We start from the raw sequence: 23,103 nt of genomic DNA on the forward strand, positions 1-23,103 counted from the left end.
TCGGCATCGGCGCCAGCTATCCCTGTAGCCCCCGCCGAAAAGTGCAGCCGCGGCGCACAGGAACCGCGCGCACGGACGCCGCGCTCAGGCTGCGTGCCGCGCCCGGCGCCGCACCAGCACGAGCCCGGCGACCACCGCCGCGACCGCGAGCATCGCGACCAGCGCGAGTCCGCTGTAGCCGATCCACCCGAGCACCACGCCCGCGCCCACCGCACCCGCCGCGCCCACGAGATTCATCGTCAGGTCGCTCCGTCCCTGGCGGCGGGTGCGCAGCGGCTCGGTGGTCGCCTCGGTCAGCAGCGCCGAGCCGGCCACTGTCGCGGCGCTCCAGCCGAGTCCGAGCAGGATGAGTGAGACCGTGACCGCGGCGGACACCTCCGACCACAGCCAGGCCGTCAGCAGCGACGCGAACAGCAGCGCCTGACCGATCCCGATGGTGGCCTGCCGGCCCAGGCGGTCGGCCAGAACGCCGAACACCGGGCTCAGCGCGTACATCCCCGCGATGTGCAGGCTGATCGTCAGACCGATCACCGTCAGCGTCGCCCCGTGATGCAGCAGATGCACCGGCGTCATGGCCATCACGGCCACCATGACGCCGTGACTGGCCGCGACCGCGAAGATCGCGAAGCGCGCCAGCGCCGGGCGGTCGGGATGCGTCATGGTCCGCGTGCCGGCGTCGTCGGCGACCGCGGCCCGGAGCTTTGCCGCCAGCACCAGCGGGTCGGGGCGCAGGGCGAGCAGGTACAGCGCGATGGCGAGCAGCTGCGCGACGATCGTGAACACGTACGGTCCGGTCAGCGGGGGCATGCCCAGCGCGGCGCCGATCGCCTCGCCGGGACCGACCAGGTTGGGGCCGAGCACGGCGCCGATCGTGGTGGCCCACACCACGAGAGAGAGGTCCCGCCCCCGCGTGGCGTCCGTGGCGAGATCGGCGGCGGCGAAACGCGACTGCAGGTTGGCGGCCGTGCCCGATCCGACCAGCACGAACCCCACGAGCAGCAGCGGGAACACCCGCACGGATGCCGCCGCGATGACCACCGCGACGCCCAGAAGCGCGATGAGCATGCCCGAAGACAGCGAGATTCGCCGGCCGCGGCGCCGGGCCAGGGCCGCCAACGGCACGGCCAGGGCGGCGGAACCGAGCGTCAGCGATGCGGTCGCGAGGCCCGACAGCGCGTCATCGCCCGAGATGTCCGCGGCAAGCAGCGCGCCGAGCGAGATCGTGGCCCCGAGGGCGAGTCCGCCGAGCACCTGGCCCGACGCGAGCACCAGCACGGTGCGGCGCTGCACGGCGGACACGTCGGCCGGCAGCGCGCCGGCGGGAACCGCGGCGGGCATGTGCGCAGCCCTACGCGTCTCGCACGGTATTGCGCAGTACGCCGAGCCCCGGGATCTCGACCTCGACCACGTCTCCCGCGACGACGGGCCCGACCCCGGCGGGCGTGCCGGTCAGGATCACATCGCCCGGCAGCAGGGTGAACACGGCCGACGCGTACGCGATGATGTCGGCGACCGAGTGGATCATGTCGGTCAGCGGGGCGCTCTGCTTGACTTCGTCGTTCACGCGGGTCTGGATCGTCGCCGTGGCTGCATCGAAGTCGGTCTCGATGGCCGGGCCGAGCGGACAGAACGTGTCGAACCCCTTCGCACGGGTCCACTGCCCATCCGAGCGCTGCAGGTCCCGCGCCGTGACGTCGTTGCCGAGCGTGTACCCGAGCACGTAATCCAGGGCGGATGCCGCGGGCACATTCCTCGCGATCCGCCCGATCACCACGGCGAGCTCACCCTCGAAGTCGGTCTGCTCCGACTGTGGCGGCCGCACGATGGCGTCGCCGGGGCCGATCACGGCCGTGTTCGGCTTGAGGAAAAGGAGCGGCTCCGCGGGAGCCTCGCCCCCCATCTCGGCGGCGTGGTCGTGATAGTTCTTGCCGACGCACACGACCTTGGAACGCGGGATGACGGGCGCGAGCAGCGACACGTCGCCGACGCGCACCCGCTCGCCGGTCGTGCCGAAGCCCGCGAACAGCGGGTCGCCCTCGAGCACGACCAGTTCCGGCCCGTCGACGATGCCGTAGCGGATGGTCTCTTCGTGGCTGAACCGAACGATCTTCACCGGATCAGCCTAAGCGTCCAGGCGCACCAGCCAGCCGTGCTTGTCTTCGCGACGGCCGTACTGGATGTCGGTGAGCTCCTCGCGCAGCGAGAGCGCGAGGTCGCCGGCGGGCTGCTCCTCATAGAAGTCCCGGCCCTTCAGGCCCCCGATGGGTGTGATCACCGCGGCGGTGCCGCACGCGAAGACCTCGACGATGTCGCCCGAGGCCACACCCTCGCGCCACTCCTCGAGCGAGACCGGCCGGCCTTCGATCTTGTGACCGCGGTCCTCCGCCAGCTGCAGGATCGAGTTGCGGGTGATGCCCTCGAGGATCGACGGCGACATCGGCGTGACGACGGTGCCGTCCTTGTGCACGAAGACGATGTTCATTCCGCCGAGCTCCTCGACGTTGCGGTGCTCGTCGAGGAAGACGACCTGGTCGCACTCGTTCTCGTACGCCTCGGACTGCGGCAGCAGCGACGCAGCGTAGTTGCCGCCCGTCTTCGCGGCACCGGTGCCGCCCTTGCCGGCGCGCGCGTAGTCCTCCGACAGCCAGATGGTGACGGGGTCGACGCCGCCGGTGAAGTACGAGCCGGCGGGCGAGGCGATCACGTAGTAGCCCACCTTGTGCGCGGGCCGCACACCGAGGAACGCCTCCTTGGCGAACATGAAGGGGCGCAGGTACAGGCTCTGGTCGGGTCCCGAGGGCACCCAGTCCTTGTCGACGGTGACCAGTTCGCGCAGCGACTGCACGAAGTACTCGACGGGAAGCTCCGGGAGCGCCAGGCGGCGCGCCGACCGCTGCAGGCGCCGGCCGTTCTGGTCGGGACGGAACGTGTGGATGGAGCCGTCGGCGTGACGGTACGCCTTGATGCCCTCGAAGACCTCCTGCCCGTAGTGCAGCACCGCGGATGCCGGGTCCAGGCTCAGCGGACCGTACGGCGTGACACGCGGACGGTGCCAGCCGCCGCGCACCGACCAGCAGATATCGACCATGTGGTCGGTGAACCGGGTCCCGAACCCCGGATTCGCGAGGATCTCCTCGCGTTGCGCCGCGGGCACGGCGGCCAGGTTCTTCGTCACCTCGAAGTCGAGGGGGTCGAGGCCGGTGTCGGGGTCGATGAGGGTCATGTCTGTCCTGCCGGTCGGTGGTGGGGCGCCGCGGCGCCCTGTGTTTCAGGCTACAGGCGGGCCGCGATCGCGTCGCCGATGGCGCTCGTGGAGCGCACCCCGCCGTCGCGATGCGCGATGTCGGCCTCGACGGCGCGGGTCACGCGCGCGGCCTCCTCGGTCATTCCGAGGTGATCGAGCAGCAGGGCCACGGAGAGGATCGCCGCCGTCGGATCGGCCTTCTGCTGGCCCGCGATGTCGGGCGCCGATCCGTGGACGGGCTCGAACATCGACGGGAACGCGCCCTCGGGGTTGATGTTCCCGGAGGCCGCGAGTCCGATTCCACCGGTGATCGCACCGGCCAGGTCGGTCAGGATGTCGCCGAAGAGGTTGTCGGTGACGATGACGTCGAAACGGGACGGGTTCGTGACCAGGAAGATCGTCGCCGCGTCGACGTGCAGATAGTCTACGGCGACGTCGGGGTGTTCGGCGGCGACAGCGGCGACGACCCGCTGCCAGATGGAACCCGCGTGCACGAGCACGTTCGTCTTGTGCACCCACGTCACCCGGCGGGAGCGCTTCTCGGCCAGGTCGAACGCGTGCCGCACGACCCGTTCGATGCCGTATGCCGTGTTGACCGAGACCTCGGTGGCGACCTCGTGCGCCGTGCCCGTGCGGAGCGAACCACCATTGCCCACGTACGGGCCCTCGGTTCCTTCGCGCACGACGACGAAGTCGACCGATCCGGCGTCCGCGAGCGGACCCGGGACCGACGGGTAGAGCTTCGACGGGCGCAGGTTGACGTAGTGGTCGAGCTCGAACCGGAGCTTCAGGAGCAGACCACGCTCGATATTGGCGTTCTTCAGGCGCGGGTCGCCCGGCATGCCGCCGACGGCACCGAGCAGGATCGCGTCGTGGGCCTTGACCGCGTCGAGGTCGTCGTCGGTGAGCGTGTCGCCCGTGTCGAGGTAGCGCCCCGCACCGAGTTCGAACCGCGTGGTGTCGAAGGCGACAGCGCCGCCGGCGGTCGCCGCATCCAGCACCTTCTGCGCCTCGTCGATGACCTCGGGACCGATTCCGTCACCCGGGATGACGGCTAGTTTGACGACGCGCGACATGATGGGGCGACTCCTGGGGTGGGGCGGGGAATGTTGCTCCCCCCAGGCTAGCGGCCGCGACCACGGCGGCGATCACCAGCAGGAGGGCGCCGATGATCGACGTCACGACGACCCCGGTGTCGAAGGCGTGGGCCGAGGCGGTGCGCAGCGCCTCGCCGAGCGGTCCCCCGAGCCCGTCCGCCGCGGCCATCGCGCCCGCCAGCGTCTCTCTCGCCGCCCCGCGCACCTCCGCCGGCAGCCCGGCCGGCATGTCGAGACCGAAGCGGTACATGGCGGTGAGGATGCCGCCCATCACCGACGTGCCGAGGACGGCGCCCAGCTCGTAGGCGGTCTCGGAGACGGCCGAGGCCGCCCCCGTCTTGTCGGAGGGCGCGCTGGTGAGCACCAGCTCGTTCGAGACCGTCTGCGCGATCCCGAAGCCCGTTCCCAGCACCATGAAGGCCAGCGTCAGGGGCAGGAGGCTGTCGGCGCTCGTCGTGGTCGCCACGAGCAGGTAGCCGCCGACCGAGAGTGCGAGGGCCGCGGGCACGAGCAGACGCGGCGAGACGCGGCGGGCCACGGGCACCACTGCGAGGCCCGCGACGATCATCATCATCAGACCCGGCACCAGCGCGAGCCCGGCGTCGAAGGGGCTGAGCCCCACGATCAGCTGCAGGTGCTGCGCCGCGAAGTAGAGGAACCCGACCAGGCCGATGACGCTCAACAGATTGACGATGACGGCACCGCTGAAGTTGCCCTGCCGGAACAGCGCGAGATCGAGCAGGGGGTCGGGAGTGCGCCGTTGGCGGCGGACGAAGAGCGCACCGACGGCGAGACCGACGGCGAACAGCGGCAGCGCGGGACCGGTGAAGCCGACGACGGCGAGCGATTTGATCCCGAACACGATCGGGACCATGGTGCCGAGAGACAGCGCGATGCTCGGCAGGTCGACGCGACCGGGGTTCGGATCGCAGCTCTCGGTGACCAGCATCGGCGCGAACACGAGCAGCGGAATGAGCACCGGAACGGCGAGCAGGAAGACCGAACCCCAGGGAAAGTGCTCGAGCAGCAGGCCCCCCACGATCGGGCCGAGCGCCATGCCGGCGCTGAAGCCCGACGCCCAGATCGCGATCGCGAGACGGCGCTGCTCGCGATCGCGGAACACCGTGCGCAGGAGCGAGAGCGTCGATGGCATCAGCATCGCGCCGAACAGGCCCAGCCCCACACGGGCGGCGATCAGCACGCCGGCGGTCGGGGCGAACGCTGCGGCGATCGAGACGACACCGAAACCGGACGCGCCGATCAGCAGCATCCTGCGCCGGCCGAACCGGTCGCCCAGCGAGCCCATCGTCACGAGCAGGCTGGCGAGCACGAGCGGGTAGGCGTCGATGATCCACAGCTGCTGCGCGCTGGTGGGCTCCAGCTGCAGGGCGATCTGCGGCAGCGCAAAGCTGAGCACGGTGTTGTCGACCGACACGAGCAGCACCGGCAGCATCAGCACCGCGAGCGCGGCCCACCCCCGCCAGCCCACGCGTTCGCCGACGTGCGCACGCGCACCCTGCTCGACCCGGGTCATCCTGCTCCGCCTTCCGATTGTTCGAGAAAACCGTCCAGACGGTATAGTAACAGGATGCCGCATTCCGTCACGGACCGGTCCCCCGCATGAGCCGGCCCCCACGCGCCCGCGAGAGCGTCCTCGACGCCTACGCCGCCCTCCTCATCGCCGACGGCGAACGCGCCGCCACCGTGGAGGCGACCGCACGCACGGCGGGGGTGTCCAAAGGCGGACTGCTCTACCATTTCGCGTCGAAGGACGCACTCAACGAAGCCCTCATCGAGCACATGCGAGCCCTGGCACTGTCCGACACCGAGGCCATCCGCACGGCTCCCGAGGGCCCCATCGCGGCGTTCATGCGCATATCAACGATGACCGGTTCACCCGCCGATCGCGCCATCGTCGCCGTCTCGCGCCTGGCGCAGAGCGGTAACCCGGCCGCCGTCGAGGCGCTTCGCGGGCTGCGTACGGCATGGGAGGACGCGATCCGCCCGCATGCCCGCGACGAGACCGCGCTGCAGATGGTGCTGCTCGTCAGCGACGGCCTCTACTTCAACGCCGCGCTCACGATCGGCTCGGTGCTCGGCCCGGTGCCCGAGGGAGAGGAACTGGCGGCGCTGATCGCCTTCGTCGAGAACGCCGCGCAGCGCTGAGAGTCAGGATTCGGTGATCGCCACCTGACAGAACAGGTCGGCGTGGATGGCCGCGCTGATCTCTTCGAGCAGCTCCTCCGAGACCGGCGAGTCGACCGTGAGCACCGAGAGCGCCTGTCCTCCGGCTGCCACACGGGCGATCTGCATGCCCGCGATGTTGATGCCCGCCTCGCCGAACTTCTGCCCGTACACCGCGACGATGCCGGGCCGGTCCGTGTACTGCATCACGACGTGGTGCTTCTCGATCGGCAGCTCGAGCGCGTAGCCGTTGATGCCCACGAGCTTCTCGATCTGCTTCGTGCCCGTCAGCGTGCCCGAGACCGAGAGCTGGGAGCCGTCGGAGAGGGCGCCGTTGAGCGTGATGACGTTGCGGTACTCCTCGGACTGGTCGTCCGTGAGCAGTCGCACCTCGACTCCGCGCTGCTCCGCCTGCAGCGGCGCGTTCACATACGACACGCTCTCGCTGACGATGTTCGTGAACAGGCCCTTGAGCGCGGCCAGCTTGAGCACGCTCACGTCGTAGGCGTGCAGCTCGCCGTGCACCTCGACATCCAGGCTCGTCAGCGGCGAGCGGGCGAGTGCGGCGAAGATCTGACCGAGCTTCTCGACGAGCGGGATGCCGGGACGCACGTACGGGTCGATGGCGCCACCGGCGACATTCACGGCATCCGGGACGAGTTCGCCGCCCAGCGCCAGGCGCACCGACCGCGCGACCGACACGCCCGCTTTCTCCTGCGCCTCTTCGGTGCTCGCACCCAGGTGCGGCGTGACCACGACGTTGGCCAGTCCCACCAGCTGCGCCGCAGCCGAGCCCTCAGCCGGCGGTTCGGCGGTGAACACGTCCAGGCCGGCGCCGGCGATCGTGCCCGAGGTCAGCGCCTCGACGAGCGCCTGCTCATCGATGAGCCCGCCCCGGGCGACGTTGACGACACACGCGGAGGGCTTCATCAACCGCAGCTGCTCGGTGCCGATCATGCCGGTGGTCTCCGGCGTCTTGGGCATGTGGATCGTGAGGAAGTCGGCCTGCTGCAGCAGTTCGTCCAGCGTGACCAGCTGCACCCCGAGCTGCTGGGCGCGGGCGCTGGTGATGTAGGGGTCGTACGCGACGATCTTCATGTCGAACGCCTGCGCGCGGGCCGCCACGAGGGCGCCGATACGGCCCAGGCCCACGACACCCAGCGTCTTCTCGTACAGCTCCGTGCCGGTGAACGAGCTGCGCTTCCACTCACCGCCCGCAAGCGATTCGTGCGCGGCGGGGATGCGGCGCGCGAGGCTGAGGATGTGCCCGACGGTCAGCTCGGCGGCCGAGATGATGTTCGAGGTGGGGGCGTTCACGACCATCACGCCCGCCGTGGTCGCCGCCTTGATGTCGACGTTGTCGAGCCCCACGCCCGCACGGGCGACGACCTTCAGGTTCGGTGCGGCCGCGAGGGCCTCGGCGTCGATCTTGGTCGCCGATCGCACGAGCACGGCGTTCGCCTCGGCCAGCGCGCTCAGCAGGGCCGCACGGTCGGTGCCGTCGACGTCGCGCACGTCGAAGTCAGGTCCGAGCGCATCGATCGTCGCGGGCGAGAGCTGTTCGGCGATGAGGACGACGGGTTTCGACACGAAGGGATCCTCCACGGGGTTGCGCGCCGCAGGGAGCGACGGGAATGCGGGATGCTTCGCCGCACACGGACGGGGGCGAGACTTCATCGAGCCTACCGGCTCCGACCTCGCGGCATCGCGTCGTCGCGACGGACGTCACGTGGTCAGGACGGCGGTGGTGTTCAGGCTCGTATAGGCCACGACGTTCAGCCAGAACACCGCCACGAGCCCGAGTCCCATCAGCAGCGCGAGCGTGTAGGCGAGTGTGCCTCGCTTCCACGAGAGCGCGAAGGCGGCGGCGAAGACGATCACCGGGAACAGGATCGCGAAGATCCAGAGGAACCAGCCCAGGCCGTTCAGCGCCAGTCCCACCTCGGACGCCTGCTGCGCCGCGCCGACGAGGTTGCCGATCGCCTGCCAGAGGGCGTATGCGTACAGCAGCCCGAGCAGGCCGCCGATCGCCACCAGTGCCGGCACCGGTGTGGCGGGCCTCGTCTGCGCCGCCTCGTCCGTCTCGCTCATGCTCCCACCGCTCCGATCATGATGAAGGGCCACGGGATCAGCAGCAGCGCACCGGCGATGAGCCCGAGCCACCGCACCCATCCGGCCGAGCGACGTGCCAGGACGAGGACCGCGCCGAACCAGATCAGCGGCGCGGCCGTCGCGAACCACAGCGCCCCCTGGTACATCGCGTCGGTCACGAGCACCTGGTAGCGGCCCTGCAGGCGCAGCCCGCCGATGAGCCAGCCGATGGCGTAGAGCAGATAGATGCCGCCGAGCACCCCGACGCCGATGAGCGTCGCGTTGCCGGCCGAGGAGGCGGCCTCCCCGTCCGCGGGCTCGGGCTCGGGCTCGTCGCCGTCGGCCGCCGTCGCGGGCGGGGCTTCGGCGGTGTCCGCCTGCGGCTCCGCGTGGCGAGGGGTGCCGACCGCGGTCCACCCCTCGGCCAGCGCCGGGTCCTCACGGGGCGACGGTGCGTCGCGCGTGCGCTCCCCCGACGACGCCAGCGTCGGGTCGTCGTCCCCGCCCCAGCTCAGGGCATCGTCATCGCGTCCGGCCATTCCCTCAGCGTACCCAGGTGGCCGCCCTCGCGCTGCCGAAACAGAAGACCCGGCCGCCGCGCCCCTGGGTACGGGGGTGCGGCGGCCGGGCCGAAGCCGTGCCGGGTGCGGACGGCTGGTCTCGTGCGGACGTCAGCGCGCGGCTGAGCCCTCGGTGTAGTCGGCGTCCTGCTGCTTCCACGAGAACAGCGAACGCAGCTCCTTGCCGGTGGCCTCGATGGGGTGACCCGCCGCCTTCTCGCGCAGGGCGAGGAACTCGGGCCCGCCGGCATCCTGGTCGCCGATGAAGCGCTTGGCGAAGGCACCCGACTGGATGTCGGCGAGCACGCCCTTCATGTTCTCCTTGACGCTCTCGTCGATGACGCGCGGTCCCGACACGTAGTCGCCGTACTCTGCGGTGTCCGACACCGACCAGCGCTGCTTGGCGATGCCGCCCTCCCACATGAGATCGACGATGAGCTTGAGCTCGTGCAGCACCTCGAAGTACGCGATCTGCGGCTGGTAGCCGGCCTCGGTCAGCGTCTCGAAGCCGTACTGGACGAGCTGGGAGACACCACCGCACAGCACCGACTGCTCGCCGAAGAGGTCGGTCTCGGTCTCCTCGGTGAAGGTCGTCTTGATGACGCCCGCCCGCGTGCCGCCGATGGCCTTGGCGTACGACTTGGCGAGATCCCAGGCGTGGCCCGAGGCGTCCTGCTCGACGGCGATGATGTCGGGGATGCCGCGACCGGCGACGAACTCACGGCGCACCGTGTGACCGGGGGCCTTCGGCGCGATCAGGATCACGTCGACCCCCTCGGGCGCCTCGATGTACCCGAAGCGGATGTTGAACCCGTGCGCGAACGCGAGGGTCTTGCCGGGCGCCAGCTGAGGCTTGATGTGGTCGGTGTAGATCGAGCGCTGGTGCTGGTCGGGCGCGAGGATCATGATCACGTCGGCCCACTCGGCGGCATCCGCCACGTTCTTGACGGCGAAGCCGTCCTCCTCCGCCTTGGCGATGGACTTCGAGCCCTCCTTGAGGGCGATGACGACCTCGACGCCCGAGTCGCGCAGGTTCTGCGCGTGCGCGTGGCCCTGCGAGCCGTAGCCCACGATCGCGACCTTCTTGCCCTGGATCAGCGAGAGGTCGGCGTCGGCGTCGTAGAAGATCTCTGCCATGTTGTGTGGTTCTCCTTGTTTGTCGATTCGATGGCTGTCTACCGGTCGGGGAGCGAGCGAAGCGAGTCGAGACGCAGCGACCGAGGTCGGGGGTCAGCCGCGCAGCACGCGTTCCGTGATGCTCTTGCCGCCGCGCCCGATCGCCAGAAGCCCGGACTGCGCGAGCTCACGAACGCCGAACGGCTCGATCGCGCGCAGGAACGCGTCGACCTTGCCCCGGTCGCCCGTCACCTCGATGACGAGGGCGTCGGCGGCGTAGTCCACGATCGAGGCGCGGAAGAGGTTCACGACCTCGATCACGTTGGATCGCGTGGAGTTGTCGGCGCGCACCTTGACCAGCACGTGTTCGCGCTGCACGGATGCCGATGACTCGAGCTCGACGATCTTGATCACGTTGATCAGCTTGTTCAGCTGCTTGGTGACCTGTTCGAGCGGCAGCTCGTCGACGTCGACGACGACCGTGATGCGAGAGAGACCCGGCACCTCGGTCACGCCGACGGCGAGCGACTCGATGTTGAAGCCGCGACGGGCGAACAGCCCCGCGACGCGCGTCAGCAGCCCGGGCTTGTCCTCCACCAGGAGGCTCAGAACGTGCCTGCTCATGCTCAGTCCTCCTGCTCGTCGAATGCCGGGGCGTGGTCGCGGGCGTACTGCACGTAGCTGTTGCTGACGCCCTGCGGGACCATCGGCCACACCATCGCGTCGGCGCTCACGACGAAGTCGATGACGACGGGACGGTCGTTGGTCTCGAGGGCCAGCGTGATGGCGGCATCCACCTCTTCCGGCTTCTCGACCCGGATCGCCAGGCACCCGTAGGCCTCCGCGAGCTTGACGAAGTCGGGCACCCGAGCGGTGGCATGCCCCGTGTTCAGGTCGGTGTGCGAGTAGCGGCCGTTGTAGAACAGCGTCTGCCACTGGCGCACCATGCCGAGCGAGGAGTTGTTGATGATCGCGACCTTGATGGGGATCTCGTTGATCACGCAGGTGGCGAGCTCCTGATTGGTCATCTGGAAGCAGCCGTCGCCGTCGATCGCCCAGACATGGCGATCGGGCTCCGCGACCTTGGCCCCCATCGCGGCAGGGACCGCGTATCCCATCGTGCCGGCGCCGCCGGAGTTGAGCCACGCGTTCGGGCGCTCGTACTTGATGAACTGCGCCGCCCACATCTGGTGCTGACCCACGCCCGCGGCGTACACGCCCTCGGGGCCGGTCAGCTCTCCGATGCGCTGGATCACGTGCTGCGGGGCGAGCAGGCCGTCGGTGGGCTCGGTGTAGCCCAGCGGGAACTCGTCGCGCAGTCCGTCGAGGAACGACCACCATTCGGCGGTGTCGGCCTCGGTGCCCTGGCTCTGGAACGCGGTGTCGAGATCGACGAGCACGTCCTTGAGGTCTCCCACGATCGGCACGTCGGCGGTGCGGATCTTGGAGATCTCGGCCGGATCGATGTCGACGTGCACCACCTTCGCGTGCGGCGCGAAAAGGCTGGCCTTGCCGGTGACGCGGTCGTCGAATCGGGCGCCCAGCGACACCAGCAGGTCCGCCTCCTGCAAGGCCAGGACGGCCGGGACGGTACCGTGCATCCCCGGCATGCCGAGGTGCTGCGGGTGCGAGTCGGGAAAGGCGCCGCGGGCCATCAGCGTCGTCACCACGGGCGCGCCCGTGGACTCCGCCAGTCGGCGCAGCTCTGCGGCCGCGCGCGCACGCACGACACCGCCGCCCACATAGAGCACCGGCTTCTTGGCCTCGGCGAGCAGCTGGGCTGCGGCCTGGATCTGCTTGCCGTGCGCCTTGGTCACCGGGCGATATCCCGGCAGGTCGATCTTGGGCGGCCAGACGAAGGGGGCCTCGCCCTGCTGTGCGTCCTTCGTGATGTCGACCAGTACCGGTCCAGGGCGGCCCGTGCCGGCGATCTCGAATGCCGCGGCGATGGCCCCGGGGATCTCATCGGCCGTCTTCACCAGGATCGAGTGCTTGGTGATCGGCATCGTGATGCCGACGATGTCGGCCTCCTGGAACGCGTCGGTGCCCATCAGCGTGCTGAAGACCTGACCGGTGATCGCGACCAGCGGCACCGAGTCCATGTGGGCGTCGGCGATCGCGGTGACGAGGTTCGTGGCTCCGGGGCCGGACGTCGCGATCGCGACCCCCGTGCGACCGGATGCCGCGGCGTAGCCTTCCGCGGCGTGCCCGGCGCCCTGTTCGTGGCGCACGAGGATGTGGCGCACGTCGGCGGTGTCCATCAGGGGGTCGTAGACGGGCAGGATTGCGCCGCCGGGCAGACCGAACACATCGGTGACGCCGAGCAGCTCCAAGGAGCGGACGACCGCTTGCGCACCCGTGAGCACGGGCGCGGACGCGGTGCGGGCGGGGGGCCGTGGCACGGCCGTTGCGGGTTCGGCGGGCATGGTGGGATTCCTCGATGTTTCGTGTGTGGTGTGGATGCCGCGCGTGCGTCGACGTGCGACCGGATCGACCGGGAGCGCGATGCGCGGGATTCTCACCCCGTGACAGCGCCCTCGGCTGCGGAATGCACGAGCGCGGAGTACTTGGCCAGGACGCCTCGGGTATAGCGCGGGGGCAGCGGTTCCCAGCCGGAGCGGCGGGAGCTGAGCTCAGCCTCATCGACGAGTAGGTCGAGAGTGCGAGCCGCGATATCGACCCGTATCAGATCACCATCGCGCACGAAGGCGATGGGACCAGCGTCCACCGCTTCGGGTGCTATATGGCCGATGCAGAGGCCGGTTGTGCCGCCGGAGAATCGACCGTCCGTCAAGAGTAGTACATCTTTGCCGAGGCCGGCTCCCTTGATGGCGGCGGTGATGGCGAGCATCTCGCGCATCCCGGGGCCGCCCTTCGGGCCCTCGTAGCGGATCACCACCACGTCGCCGGCGCCGATGTGCCCGGCCTCGAGGGCGTCCATCGCGGCGCGCTCTCGCTCGAACACGCGCGCGGGTCCCTCGAACAGCGCCGCGTCGAAGCCGGCCGTCTTCACGACGGCACCCTCGGGGGCGAGCGATCCCTGCAGGATCGTCAGGCCGCCCGTGGCGTGGATCGGGTCGTCGAAGCGGTGGATGACGGTGCCGTCGACCGGCTCCGGATCGAGATCCCGCAGGTTCTCGGCCAGGGTCTTGCCCGTCACGGTCAGGGCGTCGCCGTGCAGCAGGCCCTCGTCGAGCATCGCCTTCATGACGACGGGGATGCCGCCGTGGCGGTCGACGTCGTTCATCACGTAGTTGCCGAACGGCTTCATGTCGGCCACGTGCGGCACGCGGTCGCCGATGCGGTTGAAGTCCTGCAGGCTCAGCTCGACCTCGGCCTCGTGCGCGATCGCGAGCAGGTGCAGCACGACGTTGGTCGAGCCGCCGAGCGCCATCGCGAGGGCGATCGCGTTCTCGAACGCCTCCTTGGTGAGGATGTCGCGGGTCGTGATGCCCTGGCGCAGCAGATTCACGACCGCCTCGCCCGAGCGGTGCGCGTAGACGTCGCGGCGGCGGTCGGCCGACGGCGGGGCGGCGGAGCCGGGCAGGCTGAGGCCGAGGGCCTCGGCCACCGAGGCCATCGTGTTCGCGGTGTACATGCCGCCGCACGCGCCCTCGCCGGGGGCGAAGGAGCACTCGATGCGCTTGAGGTCGGCTTCGCTCATGCGGCCGGACAGGCACGCGCCCACGCCCTCGAAGGAGTCGATGATCGTGATGTCCTTCTCGGTGCCGTCCGAGAGCTTGACCCAGCCCGGCGCGATCGAGCCGGCGTACAAGAACACGCTCGAGAGGTCGAGGCGGGCGCTGGCCATCAGCATCCCGGGGATCGACTTGTCGCAGCCGGCCAGCAGCACGGAGCCGTCGAGCCGTTCGGCCATCATGACCGTCTCGACCGAGTCGGCGATCACCTCGCGCGACACGAGCGAGAAGTGCATGCCCTCGTGGCCCATCGAGATGCCGTCCGAGACCGAGATCGTGCCGAACTGCAGCGGGTAGCCGCCGCCGCCGTGCACGCCCTCCTTCGCGCCCTGAGCCAGCCTGTCGAGGCTCAGGTTGCAGGGCGTGATCTCGTTCCAGCTCGAGGCGATGCCGATCTGCGGCTTCTCCCAGTCCGCGTCGCCCATGCCGACGGCGCGAAGCATCCCACGCGACGTCGTCGCCTCGATCCCATCGGTGACGGCTCGGCTGCGCGGCTTGATGTCGACGGTCGAGTCGGACGAGGGGTCGGAGTCGGGGGATGAAGCGGAGGAAGCCATGCCCCAAAGTCTATTCCTGTGCGGCGGCCCGCATCCGCGCCAGCCGTGCGAGCATCTCGGCGAGCTCGGCGGGATCGTCCACCCGCACCGACGCGACGGTCTCGCCCGCACCCACCCGCACGCCGACATCGTCGGGACCGAGCGACGCCAGGGCATCCTCGTCGGTGACGTCGTCGCCCGCGAAGAGCACGGCGGTGGCGCCGAGGCTCTCTCGCAGCGCGGCGACGGCGGCGTCCTTGCCCTCGTGTCGCCAGGAGAACTCGAGGATGTCGCGGCCGCTGCGCCGGCGCCACTGCGGCGCCGTCTCGCTCATCATCTCGTCGACGAGCTCGTGGGCGCGGCGGGCGTCCTGCGGGGCGGCCAGGCGGGTGTGCAGCCCGAATCCGTACGCCTTGTCTTCGATCCAGGCGCCGTCGATCTCCGCCACGGCCGCTTCGGCCGCGGTCAGCACGGCCGCGGCATCCGCCCCGCCCTCCGGCTCGGCACGAGGATCATTGCGCGGCGCGAGGACCGCACCGGGCGCGGAGTCCTCCTCCGGAGCCGAAGTCCTCGCCTCGTGCTGCCCGGCGGCATCCGCGGGGTGCCAGTACTCGGCGCCGTGCGAGCCGGCGAGATGCACGACCGAGGCATCGTCGTGCTCGGCGATGACCCGCAGATCGGCGAGCGTGCGACCCGACACGAACGCGACGAACGTCTCGGGCAACCGTGCGAGGCCGGCCACCGCCGTCTGGGCGGCAGGGAGCGCCCGCACCGCCATGGGCTCGTCACCGAGCGGCGCCATCGTGCCATCGAAATCGAGCGCGATCAGCAGACGCGGCGTGTGCGCGAGCCGCATCAGCGCCTCTTCAGCGTTCACGCGCGGTCCCCCGCGCGCTCACGGGCCTTGGCGAGGGCTGACAGGAACGACTTCGACCAGGCGTTCACGTCGTGCTCGAACACCCGGCGGCGAAGCGCCCGCATCCGCCGCCCCTGCTCGGCTCCCGGCATGTCGATCGCCCGCATGATCGTCTCCTTCATGCCGACGATGTCGTGCGGGTTGATCAGCAGGGCGCTGCCGAGCTCGTCCGCCGCTCCCGCGAACTCGCTCAGCACCAGCACACCGCGATTGTCCGTCCGCGAGGCCACGTACTCCTTCGCCACGAGGTTCATACCGTCACGAAGGGCCGTGACGAGCATGACGTCGGCCGCGAGGAACAGCGCGACCATCTCTTCGCGCGGGTACCCGTGGTGCAGATAGCGGATGGCGGTGTGCCCGACGGTGTCGTAGGTGCCGTTGATACGGCCGACCGTCAGTTCGATCTCGTCGCGCAGGTGCGAGTACGCCTCGACGCGTTCGCGGCTGGGACTGGCGACCTGCACGAGCGTGACATCGGACGAGTCGATGTGCTCGTCTTCGAGCAGCTCGCCGAACGCCTTCATGCGGTGGCGGATGCCCTTGGTGTAGTCGAGGCGATCGACGCCGAGCAGGATCTTGCGCGGGTTGCCGAGACCCTCGCGGATCTCCTTCGCCCGCGCCTGCACATCGGGGTCGCGGGCGAGGTCGGCGTACGACTGCGCATCGATCGAGATCGGGAACGCCCGGGCCAAGGCCACCCGGCTCGTGCCGTCCCCGGTGGGCACCGTGATGCCGGATGCCTTCGTGTCGTACCGCAGCCGCCGCCGGACCGCACGGGCGAAGTTGCCGGCATCCGCCACCCGCTGAAAGCCGATCACGTCGGCACCGAGCAGTCCCTCGAGCACCTGGCGGCGCCACGGCAGCTGGGAGTACAGGCCGTATGCGGGAAAGGGAATGTGATGGAAATAGCCGATGGTCAGGTCGGGGCGCTGGTCGCGCAGCATCTTGGGCACCAGCTGCAGCTGATAGTCCTGCACCCAGACGGTCGCGCCCTCGGCCGCGACGTGCGCCGACGCCTCGGCAAAGCGGCGGTTGACGCGCACGTACGCGTCCCACCACTGCCTGCGGTAGCGGGGAGCGGCGATGACGTCGTGATACAGGGGCCAGATCGTGTCGTTCGAGAAACCCTCGTAGTAGAGCTCCACGTCTTCGGCCGTCAGCGTGATCGGAACCAGCCGCGTTCCGTCGAAGTCGAACGGCTCCACCTGCATGTCCGGCTTGCCGGGCCAGCCTACCCAGGCGCCGTCGGTGCCCCGCATGACCGGCTCGAGAGCCGTCACCAGCCCCCCGGGCGAACGACGCCACTCCTCATCGCCGTCGCCGCGGTCGACGGGCAGGCGATTGGCGACGACGACGAAGTCTGCGAGGTACGGCGGTGGTGGCGTCACGGGGGCCTCTCGGGGCGTGGGAGGAGCACTGGTCACCCCAGGGTATCGGGCGCACCCGTCGGCGCCCGGGGCTTGCGCGCGTCGCCGCCGCATGTCACGTCGCCCCGCGCGCAGCATCCGCACGGTTGTCAAGGGGTGGATGCCGCGGCGGTGACACGCGGTACGTTGGCTGGTATGCGCAAGTACGTCTTAGGAACCGGAATCATCTCTGCGTTCACCGGCGGGGTCACCCTGCTGAGGTCGGCGCGTGAGGGAGAGTTCACCTGGCGCACGGCGCTGGCCTGGCTCAGCTGGGGGATCAGCCTCGCGCTGGCGATCGGGTCGATCGTCGACACCCGCCGCGCCTCCCGGGGCAAGCCGATCCCCGACGACTCCCCCGTGCGCGGCAAGGAGAAGAAGCTGATGCGCCAGCGCGTGCGCCGCGAAGCCTGACCCTCCTTCCCCGCCGAGAACGAGCTTGTGCCCCGGTTTCTGCGCGGAACCGGGGCACAGCTGTGTTCTCGATCAAAGGTCAGCGAGTGACGAGGAGCGCCTCGCCCTGTCCCCCGCCCCCGCACAGGCCGACGGCGGCCGTGCCACCGCCGCGGCGGACCAGCTCATGTACGGCGTGCACGACAAGGCGCGCGCCCGAAGCTCCGATCGGGTGACCGATGGCGATGCCGCCGCCGTGCGGATTCACGATCTCGTCCCTCAGCCCGAGTTCCCGCTGTGAGCGAACGAGCACGGCCGCGAAGGCCTCGTTGATCTCGACCAGGTCGAGGTGATCGGCGCCGATGCCCTGCTTGGTCAGCGCGCGCTCGATCGCGCGGGCGGGCTGCGCGTGCAGCGTGTTGTCGGGCCCGGCCACCTGGCCGCTCGCCCCGACGACCGCCAGCACCGGCCAGCCCCGCTCGTCGGCGTGCGCCCGCGTCGTGACCACGAGGGCTGACGCGCCGTCGGAGATCTGCGAGGCGTTGCCGGCGGTGATCGAGCCGTCGGGCGCGAACGCCGGACGCAGCCGCGCAAGGGCTTCGGGCGTGGTGTCGGAGCGGATGCCCTCGTCCGCCGTCAGCACGACCGGGTCGCCCTTGCGCTGCGGCACCTCGACGGGCACGATCTCGGCGTCGAAGACACCGGCGTCGCGTGCCGCGGCGGCGCGCTGGTGCGAGCGTGCGGCGGCAGCGTCCTGCTGCTCGCGCGTCACCTCCAGCCGGCCGTTGTGGCGCTCGGTCGAAGCCCCCATGCTCTCGCGGTCGTACGCGTCGGTGAGGCCGTCGTGCGCCATGTGGTCGAGAACCTCGACGCTGCCGTAGCTCCAGCCGTCGCGGGAGCCCCTCAGCAGGTGCGGGGCACGGGTCATCGATTCCATGCCGCCGGCGACGACGACGGTGGCATCGCCCGTCGCGATCATGCGCACAGCGTCGATCACGGCCGTGAGTCCCGAGAGGCACACCTTGTTCACGCCCGTGGCGTGCACGTTCCAGCCGAGTCCGGCGCCGAGCGCCGCCTGTCGCGCGGGGTTCTGACCGCTGCCGACGGGCAGGACCTGGCCGAGGATGACGGCATCCACAGCGCCCGGGTCGATGCCCCCGCGCTCGAGCGCACCCCGGATGGCGAACGCACCGAGCTGCGACGCGCTGAAGGATGCGAGCTGCCCCTTCAGGCGGCCCTGGGGCGTGCGGGCCGCCGCGACGATGACGATGTCGTCGGTCATGCCGCCACCTCGCGCAACGTGTCGGAGACCCTCAGCGGCGGCTCGGTCGCCGCGATCACCTCGTCGACGCTCACCCCGGGCGCCGTCTCGATCAGCACGAGCCCCTGGGGCGTGACGTCGATCACCGCGATGTCCGTGATGATGCGGTCGACGACACCCTTGCCGGTGAGCGGCAGCGAGCACGCGTCGACGATCTTGGGCGAGCCGTCCTTGGCGGTGTGGTCCATGAGGATGATGAGCTTCGCCGCCCCGTGCACCAGATCCATCGCCCCGCCGGGGCCCTTGACCATCTTGCCGGGGATCATCCAGTTGGCCAGGTCTCCCGTGGCCGAGACCTGCATCGCCCCCAGGATCGCCGCGTCGATCTTGCCGCCGCGGATCATCCCGAAGCTCGTGGCCGAGTCGAAGTAGGCCGCGCCCGGCAGCACCGTGACGGTCTCCTTGCCCGCATTGATCAGGTCGGGGTCGACGCGCTCCTCGAGCGGGTAGGGACCGACGCCCAGGATGCCGTTCTCGGACTGCAGCACGACGGTGATGTCGTCGGGCACATGGTTGGGCACGAGCGTCGGCAGCCCGATCCCGAGGTTGACGTACGACCCGTCGATCAGCTCGCGGGCGGCGCGGGCGGCCATCTGATCTCTCGTGAGCGCCATCTCACTCCCCTCCTTGGCGGGCGGCGCGCACCGTGCGTCGCTCGATCCGCTTCTCGATGTCGGTGCCCACCTCGACGATGCGGTGCACGTAGATGCCGGGCAGATGCACCTCGTCCGGGTCGATCTCGCCCGGTTCGACCAGCTCCTCGGCCTGCACGATGCACACGCGCCCGGCCATGGCCGCGAGCGGGTTGAAGTTGCGCGCCGTCTTGTTGAACACCAGGTTGCCGTGCCGGTCGGCGCGCAACGCGTGCACGAGCGAGTAATCGGTGGTGATCGCCTCTTCGAGCATGAACTCGCGGTGCTGCCCGGCGAAGGTGAACTCGCGCACGTCCTTCTTCGGCGAGGCGACGGCGACGCCACCCGACCCGTCATAGCGCCGCGGCAGGCCGCCCTCGGCAACCTGGGTGCCGACGCCGGTCTGGGTGTAGAACGCCGCGATGCCCGAGCCGCCGGCGCGCAGCTTCTCGGCGAGCGTCCCCTGCGCGGTCAGCTCGAGCTCGAGTTCACCCGAGAGGAACTGCCGCTCGAACTCCTTGTTCTCGCCCACGTACGACGAGGTCATCTTGCGGATGCGTTTGGCGTTCAGCAGCACGCCCAGCCCCCAGTCATCGACCCCGCAGTTGTTGCTGACGATACTGAGGTCGGTGGTCCCCTGTGCGAGCAGCGCCTCGATCAGTGCGATGGGATTGCCAGAGAGACCGAATCCGCCGACGGCGAGCGTGGCCCCGTCGGGGATGTCGGCGACCGCCTCCGCGGCGCTGGCGACCTGCTTGTCGATCACGTTCCACTCCTTCGTGCCGGGGCGATCCCGCGCCCGCAGGCGCCGTGTCCCACCCTCGTCCGGTCGCCCGCCGGGCGCAACGATCGCTTGCGATATGGATGCCGCGGGCCCTACTGTCCACATTGTGGACACCACGGCATCCGTACCCGGCGCGCAGGCGGTCGCGCGGGCCGCGCGCCTGCTGCGGCTGGTGACCGCATCCGGCGAGCGCGGTGCGAAGCTTGCGGATCTGGCCCGGCACGCCGACCTGTCGCGCTCGACGACCCACCGCCTGCTCGCCGCACTGCGCGCGGAGGGGCTCGTGGATCAGGACGACGCGACGTCGTGCTGGATGCCCGGCCCCGAGCTGTTCCTCATGGGAACCGTCGCGGCAGCCCGGTACGATGTGACTGCGCTCGCCCGGGACGTGGTGCGCTCCCTTGCCGCCCGCACGGAGGAGAGCGCCTTCCTCTCGGTGCGTCGCGGCGACGAGACCGTGTGCCTGCTGCGCGAGGAGGGCGCCTTCCCCATCCGCTCGTTCGTGCTCAGCGAGGGGACGCGCTTTCCCCTCGGCGTCGCATCGGCGGGGCTGGCGATCCTCGCGTTCCTGCCGCCGGCCGACGTCGAGGCCTATCTGGCGCGACACCCCGAGCTCGCCGAGCGCTGGGGCGCCGCCCACGATGTGGTCGCGATGCGCGCGCGGCTGTCCGAGACGCGCGACCGCGGCTACGCCGTCAATCCCGGGCTGATCGTCGAAGGCAGCTGGGGGATGGGGGCGGCCGTGTTCAATCGGGCGGGGCAGCCCGAGTGGGCGCTGAGCCTCACGGGCGTGCAGTTCCGCTTCGGCGACGACCGCCTTCCCGCCCTGGGTCGCACGCTGCTCGCCCATGCCCACCAGCTCAGCACGCGACTGGCGGCGGCGGGGCGCTGAGCACGGCGGCCGCGATCGACGCGGTTGGGGCTGCACTTATCGCGGTTTGGGCGGCACTAATCGCGGTGGGGGCTGCACCTATCGCGGTGGGGGCTGCACTTATCGCGGTTGGGGCTGCACTTATCGGCCGTGGCGGCACCTATTCGTAGCGCCCACGCCGAAAAGTGCAGCCGCGGCCGGTGGGCACGGGCCGTTGGGCACAGCGCCGTTGGGCACGGGCCGTTGGGCACGGGCCGTTGGGCACAGCGCCGTTGGGCACGAGCCGGTGGGCACGGCGCCGAAAGCTCACAACGCGAGCTCGGCCGTGACCCGAGCCGCCACGTCTGCGGCGCCCGCGGGCGTGAGCACTATCGTGTAGTGGTTGTACCCGTCGAGGCGCTCGTGTCGCACCCGCGGCATCCCCCGCACCCGCGGCATCCCCCGCAGCTGCCGCTCCAGGCGCGTCGCCTCGTACAGGCCGGGTGTCTCGTCGCGCAGCCCGCGGGGAACCGTCAGCAGCAGGGCGGGATGCCGCAGACCGGCCAGCGCCTCCGCTCCGGAGCCGGCGAGCAGATCGAGAGTGTCTTCCACGGTCGTCGCGTAGCTGGTGGCGGGGCGCCACCGCTCGCCGTCGGGCGCGAGGTCGTATCGGAAGTACTCCTCCAGTTCCGGCGTCCACTCCCCCGCGAACGCGGGATGTCCCCGCCAGAAGTCGAGGTAGGCGTCGGCGTCGGCGAACCGCATCCGCAGCCGCTCGGCGGTGGGGCCGAGCACCCGGGCGACGACCTCGTCGGCATCCATTCCCGCGGGCACGTCGAGCGGCAGTCCGCCGTCGACGAGCACCAGCCGTGACACGCGCTCGGGATGTCGCTGCGCCAGAACCGCCGCGACGAACGCGCCCATCGAGTGGCCGACGACCATCACCTGCGCCACACCCAGCGCCTCGAGGACGGCGGCCAGATCGTCGGCGTGCGCGGCGAGACCCGCGGGGCCGGTGACGGCATTGCTCCGCCCGCGTCCGCGCAGGTCGGGCGCGATCGCGCGCACGCCCGGCGGCAGCGCCCGCACAACGAGGGGCCACGCCAGATGCGACGACGTCACGCCGTGCACGAGCAGCACGTCCGCCGTGCGCTCGCCGGCCGCATCCCAGACGCCCACGGTGAGCTCACCCCCGGCGACGGGCACGGCCACCGTGCGGTACGCGCGTTCCGGGCTGTGCGCCTGCGCCGCCCAGACGCCCCGGGGGCTCATCGGGAGCTCCATCCACCGTCCATGGTGTACGACGCGCCGGTGACCATGCCCGCGGCATCCGACACCAGCCAGGTTGCGAGCGAGGCGACCTCCTCGGGTTCGACGAGGCGCTTGACCGCACTCTCGGTGAGCATCACCCGCTCGATCACCTCGGACACGGGGATGCCGTGCAGACGCGCCTGATCGGCGATCTGTCGCTCGACCAGCGGCGTGCGCACGTAACCGGGGTTGATGCAGTTGCTCGTGACCCCGTGCGCGCCACCCTCCAGCGCAGTGACCTTCGACAGGCCTTCGAGCCCGTGCTTGGCGGTGACGTAGGCGGACTTGAATGCGCTGGCCCGCAGCCCGTGCACGCTCGATACGTTGATGATGCGCCCCCAGCCCCGCGCGTACATGCCCGGCAGCGCCGCACGGATGAGCAGGAACGGCGCCTCGACCATGATCCGCTGGATGAGGCGGAAGTCCTGGGGATCGAATTCCGTGATGGGGGCGACCCGCTGGATGCCGGCGTTGTTGATCAGGATGTCGGCGGACACATCGAGGGACTCGAGCGCGGTGGTGTCGGCGAGATCGACCGCCCACGCCTCGCCGCCCACCTCGTCGGCGACGGATGCTGCGGCGTCCGCGTCGATGTCCGCAACGACGACGTGCGCGCCCCGTTCGGCGAGGGCGCGGGAGCAGGCGAGACCGATGCCGCTGGCGCCGCCGGTCACGAGGGCGCGCCTGCCCGCGAGGCTCTGCTCGCTCGGCTTCTCACCCACGGTGGTGCCCCTCATCGCGCTCCCTGCTGCCCGTTGTGCACGACCCTAGCGACCGCGCGCACCTCGCGACCAGCCTGCAGACCCCTCGCCTGTCACACAGCGCTCTGTCACCTCCTCCCGAACGTCGTTCTCCGACAGCCGAGCGTGGTCAGTGGGACGCGCCGGGGGCTATAGGCCAAAAAGTGTGGATGGGATCTCGATCTAGCGGCGTGATTACGGGGTAGGACAGGGATCGTTATGGT

22 protein-coding genes are annotated in these 23,103 nt (G+C 70.4%); 3 read left to right on the forward strand and 19 right to left on the reverse strand.

Translation table 11 applies throughout. The features are described 5' to 3' along the window. Positions 1-84: 84 nt before the first annotated feature. From M4I32_RS02390 to M4I32_RS02410, 5 genes are read right to left on the reverse strand one after another with little or no spacing between them, the layout of a single operon-like run. A complete protein-coding gene (locus tag M4I32_RS02390; RefSeq protein WP_319032879.1) occupies positions 85-1,338 on the reverse strand; it encodes an MFS transporter in 1,254 nt (417 codons plus the stop codon). A gap of 10 nt (positions 1,339-1,348) precedes the next feature. Continuing rightward, complete coding sequence (locus tag M4I32_RS02395) at positions 1,349-2,113, reverse strand: fumarylacetoacetate hydrolase family protein (RefSeq protein WP_319032880.1); 765 nt, start codon at positions 2,111-2,113, stop codon at positions 1,349-1,351. A gap of 9 nt (positions 2,114-2,122) precedes the next feature. Next, positions 2,123-3,223, reverse strand: a complete 1,101-nt coding sequence (locus M4I32_RS02400) for a branched-chain amino acid aminotransferase (protein ID WP_319032881.1) — start codon at positions 3,221-3,223, stop codon at positions 2,123-2,125. A 50-nt stretch (positions 3,224-3,273) separates the two neighbouring features. Further along, entirely contained in the window at positions 3,274-4,320 is a 1,047-nt protein-coding gene (locus M4I32_RS02405; protein WP_319032882.1) for a 3-isopropylmalate dehydrogenase, read from the reverse strand. After that, the gene (locus M4I32_RS02410; protein ID WP_319032883.1) at positions 4,283-5,875 is read right to left on the reverse strand and encodes an MFS transporter; all 1,593 of its coding nucleotides are present in this window, start codon (positions 5,873-5,875) and stop codon (positions 4,283-4,285) included. The genes M4I32_RS02405 and M4I32_RS02410 overlap by 38 nt, the downstream gene beginning before the upstream one ends. An 86-nt stretch (positions 5,876-5,961) precedes the next feature. Between M4I32_RS02410 and M4I32_RS02415 the strand changes: the two genes are divergently transcribed. After that, positions 5,962-6,507 (forward strand): TetR/AcrR family transcriptional regulator, encoded by a 546-nt coding sequence (locus M4I32_RS02415; RefSeq protein ID WP_319032884.1) that lies wholly within the window; start codon positions 5,962-5,964, stop codon positions 6,505-6,507. A gap of 3 nt (positions 6,508-6,510) precedes the next feature. Here M4I32_RS02415 and serA read toward each other — a convergent pair whose 3' ends face one another. The 9 genes from serA to M4I32_RS02460 all read right to left on the reverse strand — a co-directional run bounded on the left by serA (position 6,511) and on the right by M4I32_RS02460 (position 16,923). After that, the gene (serA, locus tag M4I32_RS02420; RefSeq protein WP_319032885.1) at positions 6,511-8,115 is read right to left on the reverse strand and encodes a phosphoglycerate dehydrogenase; all 1,605 of its coding nucleotides are present in this window, start codon (positions 8,113-8,115) and stop codon (positions 6,511-6,513) included. A 135-nt stretch (positions 8,116-8,250) separates the two neighbouring features. Then, the gene (locus tag M4I32_RS02425; protein WP_319032886.1) at positions 8,251-8,616 is read right to left on the reverse strand and encodes a bacitracin resistance protein; all 366 of its coding nucleotides are present in this window, start codon (positions 8,614-8,616) and stop codon (positions 8,251-8,253) included. Then, positions 8,613-9,155, reverse strand: a complete 543-nt coding sequence (locus M4I32_RS02430; RefSeq protein WP_319032887.1) for a DNA polymerase III subunit gamma/tau — start codon at positions 9,153-9,155, stop codon at positions 8,613-8,615. Before M4I32_RS02430 ends, M4I32_RS02425 begins: the two co-directional genes overlap by 4 nt. Positions 9,156-9,287: 132 nt before the next feature. Further along, on the reverse strand, positions 9,288-10,313 hold the full coding sequence (gene ilvC, locus M4I32_RS02435; RefSeq protein WP_319032888.1) for a ketol-acid reductoisomerase: 1,026 nt from the start codon (positions 10,311-10,313) through the stop codon (positions 9,288-9,290). 93 nt (positions 10,314-10,406) lie between these two features. Beyond that, positions 10,407-10,916, reverse strand: a complete 510-nt coding sequence (gene ilvN, locus M4I32_RS02440) for an acetolactate synthase small subunit (RefSeq protein ID WP_319032889.1) — start codon at positions 10,914-10,916, stop codon at positions 10,407-10,409. 2 nt (positions 10,917-10,918) lie between these two features. Beyond that, positions 10,919-12,718 carry an acetolactate synthase large subunit gene (locus tag M4I32_RS02445; protein WP_319032890.1) on the reverse strand — a complete coding sequence of 600 codons (1,800 nt, stop codon included), beginning with the start codon at positions 12,716-12,718 and terminating at the stop codon, positions 10,919-10,921. Positions 12,719-12,810: 92 nt separating this feature from the next. Next, positions 12,811-14,547: a dihydroxy-acid dehydratase gene (ilvD, locus tag M4I32_RS02450; RefSeq protein ID WP_319032891.1), complete on the reverse strand. Its 1,737-nt coding sequence runs from the start codon at positions 14,545-14,547 to the stop codon at positions 12,811-12,813. Positions 14,548-14,557: 10 nt separating this feature from the next. After that, positions 14,558-15,403: a trehalose-phosphatase gene (locus M4I32_RS02455; RefSeq protein WP_319032892.1), complete on the reverse strand. Its 846-nt coding sequence runs from the start codon at positions 15,401-15,403 to the stop codon at positions 14,558-14,560. Beyond that, the gene (locus M4I32_RS02460; RefSeq protein ID WP_413466771.1) at positions 15,400-16,923 is read right to left on the reverse strand and encodes an alpha,alpha-trehalose-phosphate synthase (UDP-forming); all 1,524 of its coding nucleotides are present in this window, start codon (positions 16,921-16,923) and stop codon (positions 15,400-15,402) included. The genes M4I32_RS02455 and M4I32_RS02460 overlap by 4 nt, the downstream gene beginning before the upstream one ends. 81 nt (positions 16,924-17,004) lie before the next feature. Here M4I32_RS02460 and M4I32_RS02465 point away from each other — a divergent pair, with 81 nt between their 5' ends. Continuing rightward, on the forward strand, positions 17,005-17,262 hold the full coding sequence (locus M4I32_RS02465; protein ID WP_319032894.1) for a hypothetical protein: 258 nt from the start codon (positions 17,005-17,007) through the stop codon (positions 17,260-17,262). 79 nt (positions 17,263-17,341) lie between these two features. Here the strand turns inward: M4I32_RS02465 and M4I32_RS02470 are convergent, their stop codons facing one another. The 3 genes from M4I32_RS02470 to M4I32_RS02480 are packed head-to-tail and all read right to left on the reverse strand — an operon-like array spanning position 17,342 to position 19,960. Beyond that, the gene (locus M4I32_RS02470; protein WP_319032895.1) at positions 17,342-18,523 is read right to left on the reverse strand and encodes an acetyl-CoA C-acetyltransferase; all 1,182 of its coding nucleotides are present in this window, start codon (positions 18,521-18,523) and stop codon (positions 17,342-17,344) included. Then, positions 18,520-19,176, reverse strand: a complete 657-nt coding sequence (locus M4I32_RS02475; RefSeq protein WP_319032896.1) for a CoA transferase subunit B — start codon at positions 19,174-19,176, stop codon at positions 18,520-18,522. Before M4I32_RS02475 ends, M4I32_RS02470 begins: the two co-directional genes overlap by 4 nt. Before the next feature lies 1 nt (position 19,177). After that, positions 19,178-19,960 (reverse strand): CoA transferase subunit A, encoded by a 783-nt coding sequence (locus M4I32_RS02480; RefSeq protein ID WP_319032897.1) that lies wholly within the window; start codon positions 19,958-19,960, stop codon positions 19,178-19,180. A gap of 94 nt (positions 19,961-20,054) precedes the next feature. Here M4I32_RS02480 and M4I32_RS02485 point away from each other — a divergent pair, with 94 nt between their 5' ends. Next, the gene (locus M4I32_RS02485) at positions 20,055-20,870 is read left to right on the forward strand and encodes an IclR family transcriptional regulator (RefSeq protein WP_319032898.1); all 816 of its coding nucleotides are present in this window, start codon (positions 20,055-20,057) and stop codon (positions 20,868-20,870) included. Positions 20,871-21,155: 285 nt separating this feature from the next. Here the strand turns inward: M4I32_RS02485 and M4I32_RS02490 are convergent, their stop codons facing one another. Beyond that, the gene (locus tag M4I32_RS02490) at positions 21,156-22,100 is read right to left on the reverse strand and encodes an alpha/beta hydrolase (RefSeq protein ID WP_319032899.1); all 945 of its coding nucleotides are present in this window, start codon (positions 22,098-22,100) and stop codon (positions 21,156-21,158) included. Next, the gene (locus M4I32_RS02495) at positions 22,097-22,876 is read right to left on the reverse strand and encodes a 3-hydroxybutyrate dehydrogenase (protein WP_319032900.1); all 780 of its coding nucleotides are present in this window, start codon (positions 22,874-22,876) and stop codon (positions 22,097-22,099) included. The genes M4I32_RS02490 and M4I32_RS02495 overlap by 4 nt, the downstream gene beginning before the upstream one ends. Between the last annotated feature and the right edge of the window lie 227 nt (positions 22,877-23,103).

The organism is Microbacterium sp. LRZ72, from assembly GCF_033792225.1.
Classification (GTDB): domain Bacteria; phylum Actinomycetota; class Actinomycetes; order Actinomycetales; family Microbacteriaceae; genus Microbacterium.

Excerpts from the sequence above, each read along its gene's own strand:
- M4I32_RS02405 (WP_319032882.1), bottom strand. The coding sequence starts at position 4,320 with ATGTCGCGCGTCGTCAAACTAGCCGTCATCCCGGGTGACGGAATCGGT.
- M4I32_RS02410 (WP_319032883.1), bottom strand. The coding sequence starts at position 5,875 with ATGACCCGGGTCGAGCAGGGTGCGCGTGCGCACGTCGGCGAACGCGTG.
- M4I32_RS02490 (WP_319032899.1), bottom strand. The coding sequence starts at position 22,100 with ATGAGCCCCCGGGGCGTCTGGGCGGCGCAGGCGCACAGCCCGGAACGC.
- M4I32_RS02445 (WP_319032890.1), bottom strand. The coding sequence starts at position 12,718 with ATGCCCGCCGAACCCGCAACGGCCGTGCCACGGCCCCCCGCCCGCACC.
- ilvN (WP_319032889.1), bottom strand. The coding sequence starts at position 10,916 with ATGAGCAGGCACGTTCTGAGCCTCCTGGTGGAGGACAAGCCCGGGCTG.
- M4I32_RS02425 (WP_319032886.1), bottom strand. The coding sequence starts at position 8,616 with ATGAGCGAGACGGACGAGGCGGCGCAGACGAGGCCCGCCACACCGGTG.
- ilvC (WP_319032888.1), bottom strand. The coding sequence starts at position 10,313 with ATGGCAGAGATCTTCTACGACGCCGACGCCGACCTCTCGCTGATCCAG.
- M4I32_RS02415 (WP_319032884.1), top strand. The coding sequence starts at position 5,962 with ATGAGCCGGCCCCCACGCGCCCGCGAGAGCGTCCTCGACGCCTACGCC.
- ilvD (WP_319032891.1), bottom strand. The coding sequence starts at position 14,547 with ATGGCTTCCTCCGCTTCATCCCCCGACTCCGACCCCTCGTCCGACTCG.
- M4I32_RS02390 (WP_319032879.1), bottom strand. The coding sequence starts at position 1,338 with ATGCCCGCCGCGGTTCCCGCCGGCGCGCTGCCGGCCGACGTGTCCGCC.
- M4I32_RS02400 (WP_319032881.1), bottom strand. The coding sequence starts at position 3,223 with ATGACCCTCATCGACCCCGACACCGGCCTCGACCCCCTCGACTTCGAG.
- M4I32_RS02465 (WP_319032894.1), top strand. The coding sequence starts at position 17,005 with ATGCGCAAGTACGTCTTAGGAACCGGAATCATCTCTGCGTTCACCGGC.
- M4I32_RS02460 (WP_413466771.1), bottom strand. The coding sequence starts at position 16,923 with ATGCGGCGGCGACGCGCGCAAGCCCCGGGCGCCGACGGGTGCGCCCGA.
- M4I32_RS02475 (WP_319032896.1), bottom strand. The coding sequence starts at position 19,176 with ATGGCGCTCACGAGAGATCAGATGGCCGCCCGCGCCGCCCGCGAGCTG.
- M4I32_RS02485 (WP_319032898.1), top strand. The coding sequence starts at position 20,055 with ATGGATGCCGCGGGCCCTACTGTCCACATTGTGGACACCACGGCATCC.
- M4I32_RS02495 (WP_319032900.1), bottom strand. The coding sequence starts at position 22,876 with ATGAGGGGCACCACCGTGGGTGAGAAGCCGAGCGAGCAGAGCCTCGCG.
- M4I32_RS02430 (WP_319032887.1), bottom strand. The coding sequence starts at position 9,155 with ATGGCCGGACGCGATGACGATGCCCTGAGCTGGGGCGGGGACGACGAC.
- M4I32_RS02470 (WP_319032895.1), bottom strand. The coding sequence starts at position 18,523 with ATGACCGACGACATCGTCATCGTCGCGGCGGCCCGCACGCCCCAGGGC.